Origin of the sequence: Rhodococcus ruber (assembly GCF_027270735.1) — a bacterium.
In the GTDB taxonomy this organism is placed as follows: domain Bacteria; phylum Actinomycetota; class Actinomycetes; order Mycobacteriales; family Mycobacteriaceae; genus Rhodococcoides; species Rhodococcoides rubrum_A.
In genome coordinates, this window is the sequence record NZ_JAPWIJ010000005.1 from 137,341 (window position 1) to 161,283 (window position 23,943).

Annotated in this window: 20 protein-coding genes and 1 pseudogene; 2 read left to right on the plus strand and 19 right to left on the minus strand. The window is 60.5% G+C overall.

Translation table 11 applies throughout. The features are described from left to right. Positions 1-8: 8 nt before the first annotated feature. Complete coding sequence (locus O4220_RS13050; RefSeq protein WP_269604815.1) at positions 9-971, plus strand: DMT family transporter; 963 nt, start codon at positions 9-11, stop codon at positions 969-971. Between the two features lie 159 nt (positions 972-1,130). On the opposite strand, the gene O4220_RS13055 is transcribed toward O4220_RS13050, so the two are convergent. From O4220_RS13055 to O4220_RS13140, 18 genes and pseudogenes are all read right to left on the minus strand, one after another. Next, positions 1,131-3,500 carry a tetratricopeptide repeat protein gene (locus O4220_RS13055; RefSeq protein WP_269604816.1) on the minus strand — a complete coding sequence of 790 codons (2,370 nt, stop codon included), beginning with the start codon at positions 3,498-3,500 and terminating at the stop codon, positions 1,131-1,133. Positions 3,501-3,978: 478 nt separating this feature from the next. Next, entirely contained in the window at positions 3,979-4,818 is an 840-nt protein-coding gene (locus tag O4220_RS13060) for a hypothetical protein (protein ID WP_269604817.1), read from the minus strand. Between the two features lie 123 nt (positions 4,819-4,941). Continuing rightward, on the minus strand, positions 4,942-5,601 hold the full coding sequence (locus O4220_RS13065; RefSeq protein WP_269604818.1) for a serine recombinase: 660 nt from the start codon (positions 5,599-5,601) through the stop codon (positions 4,942-4,944). 118 nt (positions 5,602-5,719) lie between these two features. Beyond that, a pseudogene (locus O4220_RS13070) lies at positions 5,720-6,840 on the minus strand (integrase). Between the two features lie 1,446 nt (positions 6,841-8,286). Further along, on the minus strand, positions 8,287-8,910 hold the full coding sequence (locus tag O4220_RS13075) for a TetR/AcrR family transcriptional regulator (RefSeq protein ID WP_269604819.1): 624 nt from the start codon (positions 8,908-8,910) through the stop codon (positions 8,287-8,289). 143 nt (positions 8,911-9,053) lie between these two features. Then, on the minus strand, positions 9,054-10,151 hold the full coding sequence (locus tag O4220_RS13080; protein ID WP_269604820.1) for a thiolase family protein: 1,098 nt from the start codon (positions 10,149-10,151) through the stop codon (positions 9,054-9,056). A 61-nt stretch (positions 10,152-10,212) separates the two neighbouring features. Beyond that, complete coding sequence (locus tag O4220_RS13085; RefSeq protein ID WP_269604821.1) at positions 10,213-10,620, minus strand: Zn-ribbon domain-containing OB-fold protein; 408 nt, start codon at positions 10,618-10,620, stop codon at positions 10,213-10,215. Next, positions 10,617-12,179, minus strand: a complete 1,563-nt coding sequence (locus tag O4220_RS13090; RefSeq protein WP_269604822.1) for a class I adenylate-forming enzyme family protein — start codon at positions 12,177-12,179, stop codon at positions 10,617-10,619. The genes O4220_RS13085 and O4220_RS13090 overlap by 4 nt, the downstream gene beginning before the upstream one ends. A gap of 7 nt (positions 12,180-12,186) precedes the next feature. Further along, positions 12,187-12,603, minus strand: a complete 417-nt coding sequence (locus tag O4220_RS13095) for a MaoC family dehydratase (RefSeq protein ID WP_269605395.1) — start codon at positions 12,601-12,603, stop codon at positions 12,187-12,189. Positions 12,604-12,805: 202 nt separating this feature from the next. Further along, positions 12,806-13,282: a Zn-ribbon domain-containing OB-fold protein gene (locus O4220_RS13100; RefSeq protein WP_269604823.1), complete on the minus strand. Its 477-nt coding sequence runs from the start codon at positions 13,280-13,282 to the stop codon at positions 12,806-12,808. A gap of 46 nt (positions 13,283-13,328) precedes the next feature. Continuing rightward, the gene (locus tag O4220_RS13105) at positions 13,329-14,495 is read right to left on the minus strand and encodes a thiolase family protein (protein WP_269604824.1); all 1,167 of its coding nucleotides are present in this window, start codon (positions 14,493-14,495) and stop codon (positions 13,329-13,331) included. Next, positions 14,492-15,598, minus strand: a complete 1,107-nt coding sequence (locus O4220_RS13110) for a hypothetical protein (protein WP_269604825.1) — start codon at positions 15,596-15,598, stop codon at positions 14,492-14,494. The genes O4220_RS13105 and O4220_RS13110 overlap by 4 nt, the downstream gene beginning before the upstream one ends. Positions 15,599-15,944: 346 nt before the next feature. Then, entirely contained in the window at positions 15,945-16,787 is an 843-nt protein-coding gene (locus tag O4220_RS13115) for an SDR family NAD(P)-dependent oxidoreductase (protein WP_269604826.1), read from the minus strand. Positions 16,788-16,838: 51 nt separating this feature from the next. Then, positions 16,839-18,431, minus strand: coding sequence for an AMP-binding protein (locus O4220_RS13120; protein WP_269604827.1), 1,593 nt, complete (start codon positions 18,429-18,431; stop codon positions 16,839-16,841). A 51-nt stretch (positions 18,432-18,482) separates the two neighbouring features. After that, positions 18,483-20,078, minus strand: coding sequence for an AMP-binding protein (locus O4220_RS13125; protein WP_332112820.1), 1,596 nt, complete (start codon positions 20,076-20,078; stop codon positions 18,483-18,485). 51 nt (positions 20,079-20,129) lie between these two features. Beyond that, positions 20,130-21,044, minus strand: a complete 915-nt coding sequence (locus O4220_RS13130; protein WP_332112821.1) for an SMP-30/gluconolactonase/LRE family protein — start codon at positions 21,042-21,044, stop codon at positions 20,130-20,132. A 14-nt stretch (positions 21,045-21,058) separates the two neighbouring features. After that, complete coding sequence (locus O4220_RS13135) at positions 21,059-21,583, minus strand: VOC family protein (protein ID WP_269604829.1); 525 nt, start codon at positions 21,581-21,583, stop codon at positions 21,059-21,061. Continuing rightward, on the minus strand, positions 21,496-22,149 hold the full coding sequence (locus tag O4220_RS13140) for a nitroreductase family protein (protein ID WP_269604830.1): 654 nt from the start codon (positions 22,147-22,149) through the stop codon (positions 21,496-21,498). The genes O4220_RS13135 and O4220_RS13140 overlap by 88 nt, the downstream gene beginning before the upstream one ends. A gap of 218 nt (positions 22,150-22,367) precedes the next feature. Here O4220_RS13140 and O4220_RS13145 point away from each other — a divergent pair, with 218 nt between their 5' ends. Continuing rightward, positions 22,368-22,781 (plus strand): nuclear transport factor 2 family protein, encoded by a 414-nt coding sequence (locus O4220_RS13145; protein WP_269604831.1) that lies wholly within the window; start codon positions 22,368-22,370, stop codon positions 22,779-22,781. 27 nt (positions 22,782-22,808) lie between these two features. Here O4220_RS13145 and O4220_RS13150 read toward each other — a convergent pair whose 3' ends face one another. Beyond that, entirely contained in the window at positions 22,809-23,936 is a 1,128-nt protein-coding gene (locus O4220_RS13150) for an LLM class flavin-dependent oxidoreductase (protein WP_332112817.1), read from the minus strand. Positions 23,937-23,943 lie beyond the last annotated feature (7 nt).

Here is a 23,943-nt window from a genome sequence, read left to right on the forward strand (position 1 = left end):
GCTGAACCATGCCCAACTACCGTTCGTCGCCCAGGTCGAGCCCCGCCGCAACGGCGGTGGCCGGCGCGGTGGTCGTAATTTCCTGGGCCAGTGCGTTTCCCGCCATCAGAGTGGCCGCACCGGAACTCGGTGTGGTCGGTCTCTCCCTCGTGCGCCTGGTGGTCGCCGCCGTCGCGCTGCTGTCCATCGCGCCGATCATGGGTGTCCGCTTGCCGGCACGCCGCGATCTTCCGCTGGTCATCGCATGCGGGTTCTTCGGCATGGCCTCCTATCAAATTCTGCTCAACTGGGGCGAATTGGACGTCCCAGCGGGCACCGCGAGCATCATCGTCGCGTCCGCGCCGCTGGTCAGCATCGCCATCGCCGCAGGGGCGTTCGGCGAACGGCTGACCGTCGTCAAGGTCGGCGGTAGTGCGGTGGCCGTCGCCGGTGTCGTACTGGTGTCCACCGCCCGCTCGGACATCTCCGTGTCGTCGGCGATCTGGATCGTGATCGCTGCCGCCGTCGTCCAGGGGATCTATCACCCGCTGACCAAACCCCTGCTGCGCCGGCACACCGGGCTGGAGGTCGCGACGTACGGGATGGTCGTCGGGGTGGTCGCGACGCTGCCCTTCGCCGGTTTCGCGTGGGCGGACATGGCAGACGCGAGCGGCGGCTCGTGGTGGGCGGCGGTCTATCTCGGAGTCGTTCCGTCCGCTCTCGGCTTCGTGATGTGGGGATACACCGTCTCCCGCGTCCCGGTCGCCACGTCGACCTCGCTGTTGTATCTCGTTCCTGCCGTGGCGATCCTGATCGCCTACCTCTGGCTCGGCGAGGCACCTGTTCTCGCCGAACTCTTCGGCGGCGTCGTGGTCATCGCCGGGGTCGCCACGGTGACACTGGGCGACCGCATACATTCGCGAATCCACCCGCCCCACCCTCCACACTCCGACACCAACACAGCTGCAGTGGACGTCTCCCCACGCTCATGATCACACCGACGCTGATCGGCCGGACGAGCGCGAGCGAACAGGAGCCGCCGTTCGGCGCGGGCGAGCCGTACAACGAACACAGCGTGCTGATCGTCAGGGACCCGGCTTAGGCAAGACCGCGTTACTCGACTTGCCCCCATCGGCCGCCGGGGGTTGGGTCTATAGGGTTCGGTTCAGCTCTCTGATCGCATGCCTCGCTTCGGCGGACTCATGGGCGCAATGCAACAAGGTTCCGAAGAGCACTTCTGCCCGTGACAGCAGTGTGCGCGCGTTCTCCTGCTCTCCGAGTTTGGTGGACGTGAGGCCACTCAAGAAGTAGGACTTTGCCTCTCCGTACGCGTCGTTGCACTTTGCATACAGTTCGGCGGCGAAGTTGAGGTTGCGAAGGGCATCGGCGCACAAGCCAGATCGATCTTGCGCGAGGCTCAGATTGGTTAACGCCGTGGCTTCACGCTGAAGGTCACCGAGTCTTCGCATGCGTGTGACCTCGCCGAGGTGGTGTTCGATCGCGACTTGTGGATCCCCGAACATTTGCTCTGCAACCAGAGCATTGTTGATCGCACCCGACTGGCGATGGGCGTCCCCCAATCGCTCATACCGGGCGGCCGCTTCACGATGGAGCGACGAGGCATCTTCGTATCGTCCGTTGAGTTGCAAGATTACGCCTCGGAGGTCCAGAGCTCGTGCTATCCCAGCAGGGGCGTCTGCGTCTCTGTACAGTTGCTCGGCCCGCTCGATGTGCGCGACAGCTTGATCGGTGCGGCCCGCCTGGATCAAGACGGCGGCGAGGTTGCCTTGTGTGTCAGCTTCGGATTCGGAATCACCAGCATCTCGGCACAACACGATGTCCTGGTGGTAGAGCTCGATGGCTTCTGGGTAACGACGTTGATCCTGCAACACATTGGCGATGTTGACCAACGCTGCGCCTTGTCCGCGTCGGTCTCCACGGCTTCTGTAGAGCTGGAGCGATCGGTTGTGCACCGATGTCGCATCGTCGAACCGTCGAACCGCCCGCAGGCTTGCGCCCAGTTGGTTGAGAGCGATGTTGAGATCGTCTTCGTCCGAGCCGGTCTCAGCGCACTGGACCCACAGTGTGCATGCTGCGACCCATTCCGACGTCATGTGCATAGTCTCGAAGATGTCACTGGCGCCCTTGGTTAGAGTGCGAGCCATCGGATCACCTGATTGCACGCACCGTTCGATGACTCCGGTGATTGCGAACCTGTCCTCGTACAACCATGTTTCGGCTTCTGCACGATCTCCGAATCCGAATGCTCGCAGCTGTGCTGGTGTGGGACTCTGCAGCACGACTGCAAACTCTGCTGCTGCAAGTCGCAGGGCTACCGTTTGGGCGATTCTGGAGTCAACCGACTTGCGTTCGTCGATGTCTTTTGCGGCTAATTCGTTGGAGTACAGGCGGATAAGGTCGTGCATCCTCCACCGTTCAGCCCGCGGCCTCTCGACCAGGTGGGCCCGAACGAGAGCTGATATCTCGCGTCTTGTCGCAGAAGTCGGCTGATTGCCGGCGGCACCGGCGGACATCAGGCCGAAATCCGGGCCCGGAATCCTCGGCAAACTTCTGAATAGCCGCCGCAGGCGAGATGACAACCGTCTGTAGGAAAGTTCGAACGCGGCCCGCACCGATACATGTTCGTATTCGAAGGCAGCTAACCGAGTGTTCTCGATGCGTAGCTCAGCGGTGAGATCTTCAAGGGATCTGCGTGGTTCGTCGCCGACGAGGGCGCCGACAATATGCAAAGCGAGCGGAAGGTACCCGGACAATGCGCACAGTTCGGCGAGGGCTCTGGGGTTATCAGCCGTGCGGCGGTCACCAGGCACCCGCGCGTCGATGACACTGGTGACAAGATGAGCCGCGTCGGTCGGAGCTAGCGTATCGACAGCAACTGCGCGTGTGCGAGGAAGTGCATTCAAGGTGTCGCGTGTAGTGACCAAGACGTGATGGAAGCCGTTGGTTGGTACGAGGTCCTCGATCTGCATTGCCATGGACACGTTGTCGAATACCAGCAGAATGGCGGTGTCGGATTGCGCGAGCTGCTGCAGCCGTAAGTGGTACTCCGTCTGCATGTCGGCTCCGGGCGGTATTTCCCCGGACTTCGGAGACAAGACGCTGAGCACTCGCAGAATCGAAGGGTAGGCGTTCTCGGCTGATGCGGCCTCGGTCTCGCTGTAGCCGTTCAGATCCACGAAAACTGCAGCGTCATAGGAGGATTGTGACAGAAGCTGTTTGGAGGCATGAACGGCCAGTTGGGTCTTTCCTACGCCTGCCAACCCGGTAAGGGTGGTTACGGACGGCGTCATATCGTTTCTGATCTGCCGGGCCAGCGGGGTTACGATTTCGTTGAGATGTGTGTCTCGGCCGAACAGCGCTGTCGTGTGGTCGTTGGGAAGGATCTGCCGCGCCGATACTTGAGAGGGGCTGGGCGGTGGCAGGTGAACCGACACGGTGTGTGCTGCCCCGACCGCCACGCCGCCATTGGTTGCGCTGATACTGGAATTCGCGATCGACACGGCAGGTTCGCCCGACTGAGGGTCGCTCATTGCGTCGGTCGCGTGGTGTCGTGATCATCGTTCGATGGTGGTGGCGTTCCTACCGTTATGTCTCTGGCGTGCAAGGCAGCAACTGACCCGTTGGATGCGGTCAGCGTGGTAGTCCCCGACGTTCGCACGAGCGGCGTGGGTTCCGTCGAGTTCGCAGACTTACTGCGTTCGAGCCACACGCTCGCACCGAAGATCGTGAGTGTCAACGCGCCCGCGAGGAACCATAACCACCATGCTCCCCCGCTGGTCGCATAGTTGATGACGGCGGTGACACCGACAGTAGCGACAGTCATAGCTGCGGTAGGAAGCGCAACGTGGCGTCGTAAGGACATGCCTGCAATTCTAGTGAAGGGACCAGACAAGGTCGGGATTGTCGGACGTCGTGTGTGATCTGTGGAATGGCTCAGCCGGGCAAGATTCGTATAGGCGCACCGGTGCGATTCAAGACTCAGCTGCCGACCTGCTGCAGAATGTCCGACGCGCGATCAGCAAGCTCTTGACGGCCGACAGCGGCGAGCTGTACGACGACGTTCTGCAGTTCGTTCTTCAGCCAATCCCAGCCTCGCCGCGGGCCATTACGGATCAAGCCGTCCAGATCCTGTTCTGCGTCCTGAGTGTGTTCTTGATTCTGGTCATCTCGTAACTCATCCAGTATGAGGCGTAAGGCATCGAGGACCGCGTCGATCTCCAACCCGTTCGTCACGTTGGATGTGACGGAATGGCCTGAACCCCCAACTACTTGGTTCCCGATTGTTCCGTGGTTGTCTGCGGAATAGGTGGTGGTCACATGTGGTCGACTATCAGCAGGGGAACCTGTTAGTGGGTGGGGGTTCCGCAGTGCCGCGCGCCCGCGCGGCGTGATTTCGATGTAGAAGTAGCCCCCGTTAGCGGCTTTGTGGCCCTTGAGAAGTCCAGCGTCGTGCAGCTCCTCCGTTGCGCTCACAATTTCGTCATTGACTAGTGGGCCGGTGAAGTCCATCGCGCTCGCGTGTTCGGTGAGTCCTTCCGTCGAGTTGCGGGACGCAACCCACTGCAGCACGGTCCGTTGAGCGAACTCAGCCCGGTACTGTGCACGGGTGACTCGCCCGGCGACGGCACCAGCGTCGGTTAGGAAGAAACTGTAACTGCCGTCGAAGGTTCGATCGTCCTCCAAATACCCCGCGCCCAGAAGCTCCAGGAATGCCGAGTACGACTGTTCCTCATCGAACAGTTCTTCGGGGAGTCGCCTTGTGTCTGGATAGTCGGCAAGCCAATGCAGGGCTCGCATTGCTTCATATGTGATTGTCATTCGAGCGCCTCTCAATAGTGGGGGCTGTCGCATACGTCTGAGCAGCGGGTTTTGGCTCTGGGAGGCCCCGCACTTCACTGAGTTCAGCCCTTTAGTAAATGGCCATTTAAGTCGGTGGTCGTCTCAGCCCAGTGACTGAAGCGTGCCCACAGCGAGTTCGGTGACTTGTTGACCGACTTCGGTTGAGGCGGCGATGGCCACTGCCGCAATCGCGCTGCCAAGGAGACCTCGGAGACTGACCTTGTTGGCATCGGGGTCCGATGCTGCGGACCGAAGGTCACTGGCGACCCGCCGCACGTCTGTCGCGTTCGGTGGCTCCTGCGCGGCATATTGATCCAGCGCATCCGCGACATTGACGATGTTTTGCGACTTCTCTCCGACCGTGATGGTCTGCGTGAAGTCGCTGCTATTCACTGCCAGGTTTGCTGTTCCGTGGGTGGTGATGTTGAAGTTGTTTGTGATACCAGTGACGTTTGCTGGACGTTCTGTTCCAGGTCGCACCGACATCCCGGTGGCAGCCTGTTTTTCACCGGTCGATGTAATCGAGGGGCGAATGACACCGCCGCCCCATGCCTGTGGGCCGTCGATTTGCTTTTCGGCCTTGAGGTAGTTGGTCGCGTCTGCAACCTCGTCCTCGGTCATTGGTTCGGCTGCCCAGCCCGCCGCTTCGTGGATAGCGTCGATATTGATGTGCGGGTGGCGGTTGCCGGACGCCGCCTCTTCGTACAGCCAGAGTAGGAACGCATCTCTGATGTTCCACATTCGGTCTACTGCAGAGGTCATTTGTACGTCCGCTCTGTCATGGCTTGTTCCACACTGAGTTAAAGGTTTATCACGGACCTGAGACAAAACCGTCGAAGCAGTCTGGTCCCGCGCGACGAGCCAATCGGACTGGTCCTGGTCAAAGTCCGATGTCGCTGACGGCGTTGCCGGTGAGTGGCGCATGTTCGCGTCGGTACACCTCGACGGAGTCGAGGCTGGCGTGGCCGGTTTGCCGCGCAATTGAGGAGCCGTCGGCGCCGTTGCGGGTACCTTGGGTGACGAAGCCGGCCCGGAGAGAGTGACCGCCCAACTTGGCGAGAGCTGCGGGGTCGAACCCCGCGTGGTCCGCGCGGCGACGGATGGTCTGGTGGATCGCAGCTCCGGACAGTGCCGTTGAGCCCAGGTTGCCGTTCTTCGCCACTGCGCGGAGCAACGGTGCGCGGGCGGCGGTGCGGGGCACTCCCCCACGGCACATATGCTCGGTGAAAGGCTGCCGCTTCCGAAGCAGTCGGATGACCGACGGCCTGCCGCTGACGTCGAATGCGCCGACGATCTGGACCCAGCGAACGTACGCGCATGGCGGGCAGGTCTCGTGAGAGTCGGTGTACGGCAGCGCTTTCACCGCTCCTCTGCCCTCTTGGTCGGTCTTCGACTTCCGCAACCGGATGTGGAGGCCGTCGTACCGATGCACAGTGACGTCCCCACACGCCATCTCCGACAACTCGCTCCGGCGGTATGCGCCGGCGAAGCCGAGGAGCAGAATTGCCGAGTCACGGCGTTCGAGGACCTCGTCGGCCCACCCGCGACACCGCTTCCGGGCCGTCTCGACAAGGAGTTTGATGTCATCGACAAGCAACGGGTCTCGCGGGGTGCGGGCGCGGTCCCCCGCGGCGGCGTACTCCCGGCGTTCCCGGACAGGGTGGCGGTGACGAGTTCGTGTGCGGACGGGGAGAGGTGTCCGGTGGTGCGGTGCTGGTGGTTGATCGCGGCGATCCAGGTCCCGAAGGTAGAGACGGCGTAGGACCGCTCCCCCGCTTCGGTGCGGGTATCTGCGGCGTCGACGAGATCCGCGGCAACGGTGACCGGGTGCGCCGGCAATGCGGCATGTCCCTCGCGTTCGCACCAGCGGGCGAAGCGTCGCCACCCGGCGGCGTAGGTGCGCCGCGTCCCCTCCGACCGCGAAGATTCCACCGCTCTCGCGATCCGCTTCGCGACGGCCGGTGGGATCTCCGGCTCCACGGCCGCAGTTGCAAGTTCCACACGGCCGACCGATGTGCTCACCGCGGGTGTTCTGCCTGGCCGGAAGTCCGTAACGGCAGCCTAGCGCAGGTCACCGACAGAGCTGCGGAGCGAAAACTGTGCTGAACTGGCGTTTCAGCCAAGACGGTGCGGAAAATGCAATTTTCGATGGCGTCATCCGAGACCGCTTCGTCGAACCCAGAGCTACCGCCGCTTTGACTGCATACTTGCGAAACCCGTTTCAGCACAACCTCTTCGACAAACGAAGTCGTAGGGTTGCGGGTATCGCCGAGGTCGAACAGCACCAGTTGCGACAACCTCGTGACACCGGCCAACCGCAGAGACGACCATACATCGCGAAAACCAGCCCTGAGCGGCATGAATCCACCGATACGGCTACGGAAAATGTACACCCCACACGGATCCGAAATCCGCTGTCTCGGTTGTCCACTCAAATCCGTAGTAGACCACCGAAGTCCACGCTACCACCCCAAAAGCACTGTCCCGGTTCACAAACCTGCATCCATATGGACTCTGGTGCCCCCAGTCGGACTCGAACCGACACTGTGCGAATTTTAAGTCCCTGGAAGTGGATCCAACTGAACGACGCTGGACTCCGGATCTGTTTATTTGCAACGCTTTTCGTGCATCACCGTCCGGGCCAGTCCATGCCCGATCGTACCGACTTGTGACACTCTCGTTACACCGAACTGTCTCCGATCCTCCGACACCGGACAGTCCTGATCGGTGCCGGACAGCCACGGTATCGGGTGGACGGAGAGCGTCCTGGCGATCGACGCTCTGTGCGGACTCGTGACAACGAGACTCATTCGGCGCGAACTCAGATCGCCATTGGGTCGGGGGGAATGCACTGCGGGCCACACCGCATTCATCCACCAATTTGCTGGACAAGTATCGCTCCAGGCCAGGCGTCCGCGATCCGGGGACGACTTGCATCAGCGCTTCGGCGTCGAGCGGGCAGGTTTCGTCATCGCCATAGGTTCGGACGCCAGGCGGGGCCGACTTTTCAGGACGTCAGGTCCGTGTGAGAATCCGGTTTTTGAGAATCCGATCAACGCGTGTGCGCGTCGTGTCTGTCGGAATCCGGATGATGAGGCCAGCAGCGTACTTCGTTCGATTGAGGCGTCGATGATGGGTTTGGCGACGACGGGGCGTCCTTCGTAGCTGACGTTGGTCGGCAAGCGTTGAACGAGGATGAAGTATCCGATGCCCATGCGACGAGGCTGACTACCACCTCGATGTTGAAACCAAGTGCCGTATGCGGACGGTGAGTCCGAGGGCGGAGAGCAGATGTCTCAACGAGCGGTCTAAAAGTCGATGACCCTGTGGGTCTGCGCCAGCAGCCTGCCACGCTAGGCGGCTGCGAGTTTTAAGTGGAGTGAATTGCCTGGCGGATTCTGTTCAGTTTGGATAGCAATACTAGGCCCCAGAATAAAGCTCGAGCAGCTACTTCCGCACGATCCGGATGGCCGCGTCCGTGACCAGCGCAGTGATCTCGTCTATCGTCAGGCGACCGTCAAGTCGGCACGACCGCCACACGCTGACCAACAGAGCGAGCACCAGTCGCGCAGACATCCTTGGGTTCGACTCGGCGAACTGGCCCCCCTCGATCCCCTGGCCGACCAATGCAGTCCAATCCCGCTCGATTCGTTGGACGAGTGCGTGGCATTCGACTCGTTCGGCCTCCTCCTTCGCGGACTGACGTTCGGTCGCCAGGAGGTCCATGTGGTTGTGCAGAATGCGACGAGCCAAGGCGTCCTGAGGCGTGGCCGTCAACGACGCGGCAATTGCCGCTCGCAGCGCACCATCGGCGTGCGACAGGCCCTCGGTGGCGGCCACGAAGCGGGCGGCGGAGTCGGCGAGTTCGATCCGCATTATTGTCAGCGGGCAGTGCGCTTTGGATTCGAAATAGTGGTAGAGCGTGGTCTGACCGATACCGACCTCGTCCGCGATGGAAGCCCACTTAGTGTGCTCGTATCCCATCTTCCCGAAGTGGTCGATCGCCGCCGTCAAAATTTGCGTTCGCTTTGACCGCGGATTCTCGCGCCGGACGTCGGTTCCTACGGTCATGGCTGCCTCTACTGATAGAACACGTTCCGGCCTCAACCGAGAACGTGTTCGACGTGAATTGACCAACGGACTCCTGTACGGCAGCGTCCGTCGCGCTGTCGATGGTGTCCGGCAACATGGCATCGACAACGACTCGCGGCGACTCAGTGATCAGCTGCCTCCAGAACTGCTACTACACAGGCGTTACCGTCCACGCCGCCTGCTCCGCCGCCCATTGTCTCGAGCAAACCGAGGCGCGCGCCGGAGACCTGTCGTTGACCGGCCTCGCCCCGTAGCTGCCAGACGAGTTCCGCGACCTGCGCAGTACCTGTTGCACCGAGAGGGTGTCCCCTCGACAGCAGACCACCGGAGGGGTTGACCGGTTGCGCGCCGCCGACGGTGGTGTGCCCGCGCGCAGCCAACAACGCCCCCTCACCGAGGTCCGCCATGCCCAGCGCCTCCGTGGTGACGATCTCGCCGATGGTGAAGGCATCGTGCAACTCGATGACATCGATGTCGGTGACGCCGACACCCGCTGCCTCGTAGGCGCTTTTCGCGGTGAACTCGATCAAGTCGTGACCCCACACGTTCTCGGCCTTCTGATTCCAGAGCCCACCGGTTTGCATGGCGCTTCCACGGACCTTGATGTCGCGTGACGAGTGTCGGGTGCCGCTGACTACCGCCGCACCTGCCCCGTCCGCGATGGCGCAGCACTGAAGCAACGTCAACGGATCGGATATCATGCGCGAGGCCAAGACCTGCTCCACCGTGACGGGCGATCGGTGTTGAGCGCGCGGGTTGTGCATTCCGTGCGCGTGATTCTTGACCGAGATCGATGCAAATTGCTCGTCGGTCACGCCGTAGCGATCCTGATAGCGTGCGGCCGACATCGCGTACAGGGCAGGCAAACCCAGCCCAGCGCGGCCTTCGAAATCTCGAGGGTCGACCGGGATCGCTCCCGAAAAGCGTGAGGTCAAGTGCTCGACGCCGACGACGAGAACGTTGGAGTACCGGCCCGAGTCGACTGCGGTGGCAGCTTCGTGAAACGCGTGAGTCGAGCTCGCGCAGGCGTTCTCCATCACGGTGATGGGCAGGCCGGTGATACCCATTCGATGCAGCGCACGTTGGGCGATCCCGGGCTCTCCGAAACAGGTACCGACGAAGACGGCGTCGGGTTGGTCGAGTTCCGCGTCCGACAGTGCTTCCGTCACTGCAGTCCAGATCAACTGCGACGCGGTAAGTTCCGGCTGTTTTCCGAACATCGAAGTACCAACGCCCCTGATGAATGCGTCCACTGTCGAGCCTTTCGTATTGTGTAATTGATCATTCGGACACGAACAGCAAGTCGCCTTCGGATGACGCCCCGGTGAGCGACACGCGCGTCCCCGCGTGGAGCCGCTGGACGTCTGCAGCGTCGACATGCCCCAGTACGCGTGGCCCGTCGTCGAGATCGACGTAGACCAACACCATCGGAGGTGTGCGGCCGGGCAACGGCACTCGCAGGACGGTCGACGACCACACCTGGCCACCGGGTCCCCAGAGGGCGTCGGTGAGCTCCCCGCGACAGATGGGGCACCACGGTGCCGACAGTGCCAGTGGATGACCGCATTGCGTGCAGACCCACCCGATAATCTTCGGGGTGGCAGAATCGACGCTCAGCTGCGGGCGAGGGTCGGGCCCTGGGTCGACGACCGGTGCGGTGCGGACGGCGCGCCCCGTCGTGCCGCTCATCCGATTGCCCTTGCCTGCTCGGACCAATGCGGAGCCCTGAGAACTTTCTTGTCCACTTTCCCGAACGGTGTCTCGGGTAGGGACGCCACGATTTCGATGCTCTTCGGGCGCGCGTAGGCGGCCAGTCGGCCACGGGTCCACTGCAGGACCGCATCGACATCGAAGTCGGATTCGGTGGTGGTGACTACAGCATGCACGGCTTCACCCCAGTCCGGATGCGGGATACCGATGACCGCAACGTCTTTGATCGACGGGTGCGTGGTGAGTACGTCTTCGACTTCTCGGCAGTACACGTTCATTCCGCCGGAGATCACCATGTCGGACTTGCGGTCGAGTAGGTAGAGATAGCCCGCGGCGTCGAGCATTCCGATGTCGCCCGTCCTGATCCACCCGTCTAGAAACTTCTCCTCGGTGGCTTCGGGTGCCTTGATGTACCGGTCGAGTAGGTATGGCGTGCGCAAGCAGATCTCACCGGTTTCGGTCGGTCCGACACTGCGACCGGCATCGTCGACGATCTTGACGTCGGCCATGATCGACGCTTGGCCACAGGATCCGAGCAGATGGGGACGTGTGATGTCGTGATCGTGTTTGCCCAATCGAGTTCCCCAGTTGGGCGATTCGGTCTGCCCATAGAGCTGTATGAAGACCTGCCCGAACATGGCCAGCGCCTGTTCGAGTCGGGATGGAGCAATGGGTGCGGCACCGTAGACGACGGTCCGCAGATCCAGCTGACTCTCGGTTCCTTCCAGAACGTCGATCAGACGGTAGATCATCGTGGGCACCAGGAACACCCACGTGATGCGCGATTCGGTCAGCAGCGCAGCTGTTTTGGCGGCGTCGAACCCATCGGTCAGGACAATCGTCGCACCGCGAATGAGTGCGGATTGGCCGAACAATCCTGCGGCGTGCGCCAGGGGGGTCATCAGCAGTAGCCGCTCGTCCTGCGTGATCTCTGCTTCGAGCAACTGCGCGTAGTGAAACGCGACCGTGGAAGCTTGACTGTGCAGCACACCTTTGGGCATTCCTGTCGTACCGCCGGTGAAGTACAACGCCGCTGGGCTGGCCGGTGTCACCGCGGTGCCCAGTTCCGGTTGCTTCACCGGTGCACTCTCGGCATCCGGTTGGCCGACAAGAACATTGTCGCCGGTAGGCGCGGCACTGTCGTCTTCGCATGCCTCCACGAGTACGAGATCAGGGAGACCGCTGGCCGCGGTTCGTGCAGAGTCGGCGAGCTTGGTGCCGGCGATCAGTACGCGGACCCCAGCTTTCGCAAGACTGTATCCGACGGTGCCTGTAGGGAGCATGTAGTTCAGCGGAACTTTCACTGCACCGAGACGGGCAATGGCAACATCGACGGCGAAGAACGCCGGGCAATTGTGCAGGTAGATCGCAACAGGGTCGCCCGGTCCGATCCCGTAACCGGCCAGCTGTGCGGCAATAGCGTCAGCCCACCGATCCAATTCTGCGTAGGTCGTTCGGTGCGAACCGAATTCGATCGCCGTCGAGCCTGCGTTGAGAGTCAGGGAGTGGTCGAACGCATCGCGCAAGCTTTGGCGCATCAGGGTCTCACTTTTCGTTGTCGGGGAGACGGACGGTCACGGTCCCGGAAAGTAGATCCGTTCCGTCCTCATGGCGAAGCCATACGTTCACAGTTGCGAGTGCGGGTGTCGAGCTGGCGTCGATCTGAGCAACGCACCCGCCTGCGACCACAGTGTCTCCGGCAAATGCGTTGCCCAAGAACCGCACGCGAGTGCCGATCACACTGAGCCGAGAGCCGGTCCACGCTGTCACCGCGCTGAGTACATAACCGAGGTTGAGTCCGCCCTGGTTGATCACCCGGTCACCGAGACCCGCTTCGATCACGGAATCTGCATTCCAGTGAATAGGATTCGAGTCGTCGGTCATCAGCGTGAAGACTTTCATCGGTTCCGGTTCGACATGTGCCTCGAACGGGGGAATCTCTGTTCCCACCTCGATTGTCATGGTCACGATCTCCTCACGAAGCCCCGAGTCCCGACGACCGTCAGACATAACGGGTGGCAGTTCGACGGCCCCTATCTCGGGACCCTGCAGCCCTGATGCTTGAACCGCGCTTCCTGGCGGAATATCGCGCCCGCCCCGTAGGGGAATCGAAACCCGACGCGAAGCTCGGGAACCGACGCGTCGCCCTCGTCCGCGAGCACGATCAGGCCTCTACTGCGAAGTGAACGATGTCGGTGATCTTGGCGGTACGTTCGTCCGCCCACACCGCACGGACTCGGGTACCGGACTTGAGTTGTGCCCGTGCCGAATCGGAGTCTGTGAGGTCGACCCCACCGATGAAGTGCATGATCAGCGAATCGGTGCCGTCGACCTGGATCGCGCCGACAGCATACGGCGCGGTGGGTCCGCCCTCGAATCCTTGGTACACGATCGTCGACGCGCGGAGCGTGCCGACGGGCTCGAGCTGGACCCATTCGCTGATCGGCTCGAAGGTGGCCTCGTCGTAGGTCTGGGGAGGCAGGTACGTGCGTGCCCCGTCGCTGGTCCGCGTTGCCCACAACTCCTTGTTCTGCAGGCCGCGCATGAATTTGGTCCATGCCTGACCGAGGCGAACCTTGTAGTCGATCTCCCAGTGCACGTCGTGAATCAGTGTGTCAGGGGTGGTGGTGGTTTCGGTCATCGTCTGATCCTTCGTGTGTAGATTTGGGTGGTCGGAACGTGCGAGGTCACGAGACCGTTTCCATGAGTGTGGTCGTGTGGAACTGAAAGAAGGTCCCGCCGGCACTGTGCGCGACGCCTCGTTTCGCACCCTCGACCTGCCTCGACACCGACTGGCCCATCAATTGGAGCGCGACGTGCGCGACCGGAGCAATCTGGCCGGCCAGGCCGGCGTTGGTGCACACGGTTCCGCCCGAAACGTTCACCGGCAGTGTGCCGCCGAAGCTCGTGGTGCCGTTCTTGACGAGAGTGGGTGCGGTCCCGTACTCGCACAGACCGAACGCTTCCATCATCATGTATTCCATCGGCGCAAGGGGATTGAACAACTCTGCGACGTCGAAGTCTTCGAGCGGGTTGAGGATTCCGGCCTCTCGGTACGCCCGACGAGCCATGATCTCGACCACCTCGAACTTCGAGAAATCGCGGCGCTTTCCACCGAGGTAACCGTCACTGATCGACCCGTAACCGGAAATGCGAACCAGTGGATTCTCGGATTCGTTGCGCGCCAAGCTCTCAGCTGTGACCACGAGCGCAATCGCGCCCGACGAGACCGGGCAGGTCATTCCCAGACGGAGCGGGGTGGAGACCATGCGATCTGCATGCTTGGTGTCCAACGAACTGTTGACATGCGCATAAGGATTGTGGTCCGCGTCCAGTCGGTTCTTGGTTGCGACGTACATGAGGTCCTCGTCGCTGATTCCGTACGCTTCCTGGTACGCGGCCGGAAAGAATGCGCCCATATGAGAGGCACCCATTCCGAGTGGTTGCTCCATGATCATCGGCGAGTTGGTGTTGATCACTGCGGCCAAGTCGATCGGCCCGTCGAAAGTGTTGGGTGCAACGCACAGCACACGTTCGGCGAAGCCTCCCCTGATGAGGGTCGCGGCCTGGTTCGGCAAATGCCCGCCCGAGGTTCCGCCGGTGGAGATCGGGATGACCGTCGTCAGCGGAGAGAGACCCAGATGCGGCGCGATGGTCTTGGCGGAGACGCTCGAGGCCTCGAATCCCGCGATGTCGCCGATGATGACGGTATCGATGTCGGTACGAGACACGCCCGAATGAGCAATCGCGCGATCGACGGCGAGTCGGCACAATTCGTACTTCGACATGGTCTGGCGGCGCGGCGACGTCGATTTCGTGATGCCGACGCCACTGATCACTGCATGGTCTTTCACGGTGCCTCCAATACGAGAACATTGCTCGTCGCGGTCACGAGCCCACATAGGTCGTCCGCAGCGTGTACGACGACCGCGCCGCCGGACTGCAGTTGATCGGTCGCTTCGATGACCCGAAGCATTCCGTTCGCGATGCCGGGGTAGCTACTACGAACACCACCCGACGGGTTCACCTGGTCCGCCGACAACGACTCCAAGTCCAGTGCGGTGAGAAGGCCGGAGCTGAGTGCCGGGCTCAGATCGGTCATCTCGAGCGATGCGACCTGGGAGGCCGGATCGGTGATGGCCGCGCGAGCGTAGGCCCGCTTGCGTGCGGCTGCAGCGGCTTCGCTCGGGTCGGACAACCAACGCGGATCCGAGCTGGAACGGCTCGTGGCCGAGCCCCAGCCCGACAGACGCGCCAGCGGTCGTGGGCAACGTCGCGCGGAGACGCCGAGACCGAGAATCATCGCCCCGACACCGGCCGACGATGCCGGCAACATGAGCTGGGTGAGCGGCGCTACGGCGACGGGCGAGGCTTCGACGTCGGCGACGGTCACCGGTCCGCGGCGGCCGCGAGCGCGGTCCGCACCACGATTGATGTCGGACGCGGTCCGCTCGGTCATTTCGGTCCAATCCACCGTGCCGTTGTCCAGCAAGGACGATGCATGCAGCCCGAGAGTTACCGACGACGTCATGCCGACAGGCCGGTCGATGTGAGAATCGAACGTGTAGCTGCTGATGTGCTCGTGCAGACCGCGAATATCGGCTTCCTCGACGCTCGCGATTTCCGGAACATGCACGGCCACAACGATGGCGAACTCTGCGTTACCCGCCACCAGATGCGACGCGGCGAGCAGAATGGAGTTGCTCACGTCGCCCTCGACGCGTACTTCGTCACCGAGATACGCGGCGGCAGCCGGAGCGGTCAACGCATTCGATATAGAACGAGCGTCGTACAGATCCAACGAACTGGTGACGGAGAAGCCGACCTGATGGCGGCGAATACCGGCACTGCGCAACGCCTCGGAACAGGCGGCGAAGACGGCCTCGTCGAGCTGGAGGTCGGTCTCTTCGCTGACGTCCGACCAGGCCGAACCTACGATGTACAAATCATCGTTCATGACTCTTCACCACCATCTGCTGGATGGCTCCGCAGTATTGTCATCTTTTGCCTCTCATTTCTCGTGTGCTCAGTCCGTCGCCCACGTGACGTGAACGCGAACTCACGTACCAGCGCCCGTTCACAACTGGAGTGCCGGTGAGTCCGGACCGGATATAGCGACCCGTCCACCGGTTCGCTTCCGGGATGCGAGCCCTCGCCGCCTCTAGTCCTTCGGTATTCTCCGAGGGACTAGAGCAGTGCAGACTCGGCTTGTAGGATGAGCTCTTCTAAGGGTTACTGCGCTGCCAAAGACGATTTCTCTCTGGAGTCGACGCCATCTACCGGCTGTCTGGGGCGTCTCCGTATCAGCCTTTGATCTGGCGCATAATCTCGGCCACGCGTGAATCAGGTTTTCCCCGACCCCCTGATGCGACGAAACCGCCATCTACCGTGAGATTGATACCCGTGATCCACTCTGCTTCGTCACTGGCCAGGAATACTGCGGCATTCACCACGTCGGAGGACTGGCCCACACGATCCGATAACGATTCCCGAATGAACTCTGCCGCGAGCCCTTCATCTCCCTTCTCCCCGATGAAAGGGGCGAGTTGGGGTGTAAGTATCACGCCAGGCGAAATGGTGTTGACTCGAATTTTCAAAGGCGAAAGCTCGATTGCAGCAACCTCAGAGAGTCGGATCACCCCAGCTTTGGAGATGCAATGGACTGCTGCACCCGGGAGATTGCCAGCTATGGACGTACCCACCTGTCCGGCTATGGATCCCACGTTTATTATCGACCCACCGCCTCGAGTGCGCATACGCGGAATGACGTGCTTCACCGCGAGGAACACAGTGGAAATTTCCGCTCGCAAACTGAACTCGAAATCCTCGTACGACTGAGATTCCAGCGTACCTGCCCGAAATGCACCGGCATTGTTGTAGAGAACATCAATTCCGCCGAATTCTGCTTCGGCGGCCTTCATCAGGCTTTCCACTTCGCCTTCGACCGTTAAGTCGAGTGGGTGTAGACCCAACATCCGACCACCGGCTCGATCTACCAGACGGACCGTTTCTTCGTTTCCTTCGGCTTTGAGGTCGCACCCTACAACCTTTGCGCCTTCGTGTACGAAACGAAGTGCAGCTTCACGCCCCTGCCCGCCACCGGTGCCTGTGATGACGACAACTTTGCCCTCTAGACGACCTGCCACAACCCTACCTCCGAATTTGTCGACTTCGCTTTTCGCGCGGGACCGGCCTACCTACCGAACAGCTGTGGTCTCGGCTTGCTCTCGATCCCACGTATCGGCAGTTACTCCCTGTTTTCGCAGATCGACTTTTCGAATTTTCTGTGTAACCGTCATCGGCATCTCATCCACGAATTCGACGTACCTCGGAACCATGAATCGCGGGAGCTTCGGGGTCAAATAGTCGATCAGTGACTGGGCATCGAAGTCACTGCCAGGCAGACGCTTCACCACGATCTTCACGTCCTCGTCACCGTGTTCCGCCGGAACACCCAAGGCCGCAACCATTTCGACGCCTGGGTGGGTCGAAACCACGTTCTCGACTTCGACAGACGAGATGTTCTCGCCCCGACGTCTAATCGCGTCCTTGAACCGATCGACGTAAAAGTAATTGTTGTCCTCATCCCGGCGGAAGGCGTCTCCCGTGTGAAACCAGCCGTCACTCCATGCGGCCTTGGTCGCCTCCGGCTTATTCCAATATCCCTTGTTCATCTCCCACGAGTTCTCCGAGCGCACGATCAGTTCGCCGATTACGCCTGGATCGACTTGATTGCCATCGGGGTCGATGATTTTGACCTCGCATCCCGGACGCGGTTGACCGCAGGAGGCAGGGTCTGTGATGTTCCAGTCCAGTGTCAGTAGCGGGGTCGATACCTCTGACATCCCAAAAATAGTTCCAGCTCGCAGGCCGAACCTTCGCTCGAAATCGTGTACATCGACGATCGGGGGAACCATCACCACCAACTTCATCGGCGTGTCCGAGTCTCCCGGACTCTCCGGGATCAGCGACAGGACCCGCCCCATGCCACCTAGGAGCAGTCCGACGGTGCAGTCGTATGCACGTACGTTCTGCCAGTACGTCTTCGATGAAAACTTCTCATGAATCAGAACGCTGCCGCCGGCTTGCGCCATCGCGTAAACCGGAGACTTGATGGTGGTGTGGAAGAACGGGAACGGAGCATAGATCCTGTCCTCCGCACCGACATCTCGATGCAACGGAGCCCAGTGGGCCATTGTGTACAACTGACCCCACGGAACCATGACGCCTTTGGACGGTCCTGTTGTTCCAGAGGTATAAATGATCGCTGCGATGTCGTCTCGGGTCGGCGGAATCAGTTCCGTCTCCGCCAAAGGCACAGCGTCGTTGAGCAAGGTTTCGGCCGAATGTACCGCGATTCCGGAAAGTTTCGTCGTGGCTCCGTCTGTACCCAGCACGATCACGGTTTCCACCCGAGGACAGTGTTCGATGACGTCGCCGATCTGTTCCAAGTATTGCTTGTGCGTGATCATCACCTTCGCATGCGAGTCCTCGAGAGCGTAGCTCAGCATCTCCCCGCGGTACTGGGTGTTGATCGGCGTCTCGATTGCTCGCAGCCATCCGATTCCTATCCAGGCAGACACCGCCTCGACACTTGTCGGAACCATCATCAGAACAGTGTCTCCGGCATCCACACCCAGGTCACGAAGGACTCCAGCCCACTTGAGCGCCTTCACGTTCATCTGGGCACGGGTTGCTGTCTCCCCGTCCGGTTCGAGAGCAAAAATTTTGTCCGGCGCTTCACGCGCCCGTCGTGCAAGCAACTGCGGAAGAACATCTGAGTTATCCATTGGAGTACCCCTGTCGATGGCGATCTGAGTGCGATGTAAGTCGGTAAGTCTCTAAATTTGGCTCAGCTGGTTTCGCGCCTTGTAGTCGGCACGAAGGTCCTTCTTGGAGAGCTTCCCGCTCTCCGTGCGCGGCAATCGCTCCACGAATTCAATGGTTCGCGGTCTCTTCGGTCCCGCTAATTCGCTGTAGGCGAAGTCGCGAAGCTCATCGTGCAATTCACGTGATGGGGCGAACCCATCAACCGGCTCGACCAGGGCGATCACACGCTCACCCATTTCCTCGTCGTCGACACCGAAGACGCCCACGTCACCGACCGCGGGATGACGCAGCAGACAGTCCTCGATCTCTCTCGGGTACACGTTCACGCCCCCCGTGATGATCATGAACGACGCCCGATCGGTCAGGAACAAGAATCCGTCGGCATCTACGAAACCTACGTCGTCCAGAGTCATCCAGTTGTCGTGACTCGGATGACGAGAATTTCGCGTCTTCTCCGCATCTCCGTGGTAAGCGAACGTCGCTGAATCGCGTTCGACGAAGATTCGCCCGGTTTGGCCCCGAGGCAACTCGCGACCGTCATCGTCACAGACGTGCACACGAAAACCCAAGGGACGCCCGACAGTTCCGGGGTGAGCGAGCCAGTCTGTCGGACCGACGTAGGTTGCACCTACGTTTTCGGTACCATTGTAATATTCATGGATTATAGGGCCCCACCAATCCATCATGTCTTTCTTGACATGAACGGGGCATGGAGCAGCAGAATGCACTGCCATCGAGTGCGACGTCAGGTCGAACTTGCCCCGAATTTCGGGCGAAAGCCGGAGCAGACGGACGAACATCGTTGGGACCCACTGCGAATGGGTAACTGAGTATCGTTCGATGAGCCGCAGAGACAACTCTGCATCGAACTTTCTCATGACCACAACTGTCGCGCCGAGTGAAGTCGCCGCTACCACAGATGCCAACGGTGCACTGTGATAAAGAGGGGCTGGTGAAAGATAGACACTGTCGCGTCCGACACCGAGCTTGCGCGACAGAAAGCCGTCGAAATTTGTACCGTCGTCTACGGTCCGGCCAGCCAAGGGCCTGAGTATCCCCTTGGGTCGTCCCGTAGTTCCCGAGCTGTAGAACATGTAGTCGCCCAGCCGCGTATCCGAGTCGACGACGAAGCCATCAGAGACAGCCAACGCATCCTCGTAACAGCCGAAACCGTCGACGACGCCACCGAACATGAGCCAGGACTTACATGAATCGAGTCGCTCGGGCAGACCGCCGACGACTTCAGCCATGCGATGCGACGCAACAACTACCGACGAACCACTGTTGTCAACGATATACGCAGCATCATCCACAGTGGAATGAGTACTGACCGTGGTCAGATAGGCACCGACAAGCAATGCACCCCAGGCGATTTCCAGATAACGGGAATCATTCTCTGCAATTACGGTGACATGATCGCCATAACCGACTCCTCTACTCGACAGGACGCCGGCAAACTGCCTGGATCGTGCGTCCAGCTCTGCGTATGTCAGTGATTCTTCGGGATCCGCCACGTGTTGGGCGATTCTGTCGGGCGATATCGACGCCCAGTATCCGGGATAGATGTGGCACCCCCAAGGGTTCGCAGTGGACCAAGCTCCACTTATAACACTCTGTCATTTCCCTGACGGTGTGTCAATCAATCTGCGAGACGAACATCACCTCACCGGAACAGGGACATCGAGGGCCCAAATAGCTGCGGCGTTGGCCTCGACGCAGAGGTGTTCGAAGGGAGTTGGTGCCACGCAGATGAACAGCGTCTGCCCGGAAGGTCCTCCCATTCCGATCGCGTAGGCATTGAGATCACCCAAATCGATGGAATCGAGTATTTCTCCCCCCTTCGCTACGCGGATGACACGCTGGTGGTAGCAGTCTGCGATCCACACCGCGCCCTCGGCGTCGACGCAGATGCCATCAGCACCGACGACCGACCTACCGATGATCTCCATGACATCGGTGGTTGCAGGGGTGGGCCCGAAGACAGCCCAATCACGACGCTCGCCCAACCGTCCATCTACGTCGACATCGAACTCACTCAACCGATTTCCCATTGTCTCTGCAACGATCAGGGTCCGCTCGTCCGACGTCAGCGCGCTTCCGTTGGGGAAGAAGAGTGGCTCTGACGCCACCGTCGCAATGCCCGACGCATCGACACGGACGAGTGGAGCGGGAGCGAAACTCGACAAATCCGAAATGTCGAATCCACTGTTGCCGACATAAGCTACGCCCCGAGACGAGACGACCATGTCGTTTGCGGTGCCCACCATGACCCGAGACATGTCCGAGTGAACCGCTGGCCCGTCCGCTCCGTGTCGATACAGTCGCTTCTCCGCTTGAGACACTGCCAGTAGCTGCCCATCGGGTAGCCACCCGGTTCCGGCCGGGCGGCCGGGTACGCGAACCTCCTCTCGAGGCGCACCGTCGACCTCGACCGAGTACACCGAAGTCCCATAGAAATCCGAGAAATATAGTCGGCCGTCGTGCCAACGGGGACATTCAATAAAGGGCTTCTGATCGACCACTATCCTTTTTTGATCAATTTCTATCTTCGACACGACGTTTCTCCAATTCACCAATTCCGAGCATTCTATTTCTCCATCGAAACGAACTCGATCAGGTTTCCATCAGGGTCCATAGCTATCATCACGTTAACTGTGCGGCTTCCCACTACAGCGCGCTCGATTGGACGACAGGAACCGCCGGCCCCCTTGATTCGTCCCGTCAGAACCGCCATCTCGCCAGGATCGGTTCGGAACGATAGAAAAAGATACCCGCGAGATCCCGGTTCGACCGCGGGGGCGTCTGTTTCGATATCGATCCATTGAACCAATTCAACAAGGGTCGAACTATCTCCGCCGGCAAGAAAGGCATAAGATCCTCGAGCGCCTGCCGGTAGCAGCATGGTCTGCTCAACAGCCGCGCCGGCGAGTTCACCGCCACTCACCTTCTCGAAGCCCAAAGCTTCCTCATAGAACCGCACACTCCGATCGACGTCGGAAACGTTCACACACACATGCTTCAACTTCACTGAACTTGTCCATTCCAGTGATTCATTCGCATGACTTCGGCAATCGGATTCCGAACAACCGGGCCCGGCAGCTTCACTGGCCATCCGACAGGCATCGTAATAGCAATTTCCACATCGTGCGGCAGGCCTAAGATTTCTCGGATCGAATCCTCTGAGCCCTTGTGCAGGGTGGTGAACGCAGCGCCCAATCCGATACTCCGAGCGGCCACGAGCATGTTCTGCGATGCGGAATAGACGGCGGAGTGCATGAACTCGACGTTTGGGTTTACTCGCGGGTACGGAATCATGCATACGAACACAAGCGCGGGCACGTCGGCAAAGTGCGAGATCAGTCGGGCAGCTGAGGCTGCGTTTCTGCGCTCCACCGGATCTTTTGGTAGTTGACTTTCTGCCTTAGCGGGGTAAGCCTTTTGAACCTGAACGGCAATCTTCTGCTTCATGCTCGCCTCAGTGACTACGACAAAGGACCACGGTTGTACATTGTTCGGGCTCGACGCGCGCGTCGCAGCCCAGATCAATTGCCGAAGTGCAGCTTCGGGAACGGGTTCACTCGTAAAGTTCCTGACCGATCGCGCGGAAGCCATTGCCTCCAGAGCGGGGAGGGAATCGATGTGTCCCTCGTCGCGATCGCTCGGTGTGATGTCGCCCATCGACCTTGCCTACCTCTCACTACCGAAGTCTCCCCGTCTCGAATGTACGGTGATTCAGATCCTGACGATGCGTCATCTGATGCTCGGGACGATACTCGCCCGCGCACAGAGACAATGTGTTTTGATGACATCTCGTCAGCATCTGACGGATTGGCACTCAGCTGTCCGGTGCCGAGGCGTCGACTCGCCGCAACTTGGCCTCCAGAAAGGGACAACCCGTGCAAGAATCGCAGACCGACCAGACCCGCAAGGTAATCAACACCTTCTACACGGCCATCGACAATGGCGAGGTTCGAGAAGCACTCGGACTTCTGAGCGATGACTTCGAGGTGACGCAGCCGCCCTACCTGCCCTACGGAGGTACTCACCGCGGCGTTCCTGGATTGAAGGCTGTTTTCCGTGCCGTCGGGGGTTGGATGATTCCTGCTAGTGCGGAAGTGCAATTCGTCGTCGTCGACGGCGACACAGCCGTGAGCACTGCGCACTCTCGTGTGATCGGTACCAACGCCGAGGTGGTCGCAATCGAAATATGGCGTGTCCGCGACGGAGAGCTTACGGAATGCCGGGTGTCGTTCCATGACCCCCGTCCGATTCTTGCAGCCCTGTCCAGCGATGAGGGCGGCGAAGCGTGATCAATCCCTAGAACACCACGACCCCTCCTACGGTGTCCGTGCCGATTCTCGCCCGTTAGCCTCGTCGCCCAGAAGGGTGCGCACGCGGGGCAAGACCGAACTCGATAGAAACTCCAAGCGTTCGTAGGTATCCGACCACGATTCGCCCGGACCTCCACGAGCAAGAAAATGTACATCCTCGATCGTCGGGTGACGCTGGATCAGACGCACTATGCTCTCGACCGCTTTGTCTGCGTCCCACAGAGCGATCATCTTCTTGTTCAACACTTCTTCCGACTTCGTCATCTGCTGGTCGCCGGGAAGATTTCTGTTGGCATGATCCATCGCGTGGGGTCCGACCCTGGACCACTCTCGCTCTGGATCGTCAGCGATGATTGCCTGTTGCGCAGCGAATATCGGTAAATCAGCTCCCGCACCAGCCTGGGAAGCAAGGTCCACGAACTGTCGAATGTGTCCGTTGAACGCACTGAGGAAGCCATCCGAGATCCGGGCGGCACGCGCCATCCCTGCCTCAGAGGTGGCTCCCACGAGAATTCGCGGCGGCGCGGCTGGAACTGGTTGGACGACGGTACCTTCCGGGATGCGATAGCGTTTCCCTTCGAAGCCGAACGCATGCCCCGACCAGGCACGGCGAAGTATCGTGACCGTCTCCTCCAACAAACTCGGCCTGAATCGCATCTCGACTCCGAAGCTCTCGAAGTCGGACTTCTTGTGACCTTGGCCCAGTCCCAGGTCGAAACGCCCATCCGACAGGACTGACACCGATGCGGCATCCTCGGCGAGTCGTAGAGGGTGGTGCAGTGGAGCGACCATGAGGTTGGTTCCGATGCGCACCGAGCGTGTGCGAGCCGCCAGCGCAGATGCGACTATGAGCGGAGATGGGGGGTACGTCGATGAGTGCCGTTCCGCCAACCAGACCGACTCGAAACCGACTGACTCCGCCCAAACCACATGCTCTAAAAGGCCAGACCACGAACGTTCGTAGGAGTTCTGCGGTGACGCTTCGTGTGTGTCGTCGTAGAGGTGCGTGTAGATGAGACCAAATCGGACTGATTGCGGCTTCGTGGACACCATGTTCCCTCGCGTTCGGGCAGAGCAATGCCCCCGACGGGCATAGGCTCCGACACTACTTTCAACTGTCCAGACTTTGGACATCCGTTAT

Coding starts and splice junctions, on each gene's coding strand:
- O4220_RS13150 (WP_332112817.1), bottom strand. CDS start 23,936: ATGTCCAAAGTCTGGACAGTTGAAAGTAGTGTCGGAGCCTATGCCCGT.
- O4220_RS13065 (WP_269604818.1), bottom strand. CDS start 5,601: ATGACCTCTGCAGTAGACCGAATGTGGAACATCAGAGATGCGTTCCTA.
- O4220_RS13135 (WP_269604829.1), bottom strand. CDS start 21,583: ATGGCCAGTGAAGCTGCCGGGCCCGGTTGTTCGGAATCCGATTGCCGA.
- O4220_RS13095 (WP_269605395.1), bottom strand. CDS start 12,603: ATGACAATCGAGGTGGGAACAGAGATTCCCCCGTTCGAGGCACATGTC.
- O4220_RS13110 (WP_269604825.1), bottom strand. CDS start 15,598: ATGAACGATGATTTGTACATCGTAGGTTCGGCCTGGTCGGACGTCAGC.
- O4220_RS13060 (WP_269604817.1), bottom strand. CDS start 4,818: ATGACAATCACATATGAAGCAATGCGAGCCCTGCATTGGCTTGCCGAC.
- O4220_RS13075 (WP_269604819.1), bottom strand. CDS start 8,910: ATGACCGTAGGAACCGACGTCCGGCGCGAGAATCCGCGGTCAAAGCGA.
- O4220_RS13100 (WP_269604823.1), bottom strand. CDS start 13,282: ATGACCGAAACCACCACCACCCCTGACACACTGATTCACGACGTGCAC.
- O4220_RS13140 (WP_269604830.1), bottom strand. CDS start 22,149: ATGGGCGACATCACACCGAGCGATCGCGACGAGGGACACATCGATTCC.
- O4220_RS13120 (WP_269604827.1), bottom strand. CDS start 18,431: ATGGATAACTCAGATGTTCTTCCGCAGTTGCTTGCACGACGGGCGCGT.
- O4220_RS13080 (WP_269604820.1), bottom strand. CDS start 10,151: ATGTTCGGAAAACAGCCGGAACTTACCGCGTCGCAGTTGATCTGGACT.
- O4220_RS13090 (WP_269604822.1), bottom strand. CDS start 12,179: ATGCGCCAAAGCTTGCGCGATGCGTTCGACCACTCCCTGACTCTCAAC.
- O4220_RS13085 (WP_269604821.1), bottom strand. CDS start 10,620: ATGAGCGGCACGACGGGGCGCGCCGTCCGCACCGCACCGGTCGTCGAC.
- O4220_RS13050 (WP_269604815.1), top strand. CDS start 9: ATGCCCAACTACCGTTCGTCGCCCAGGTCGAGCCCCGCCGCAACGGCG.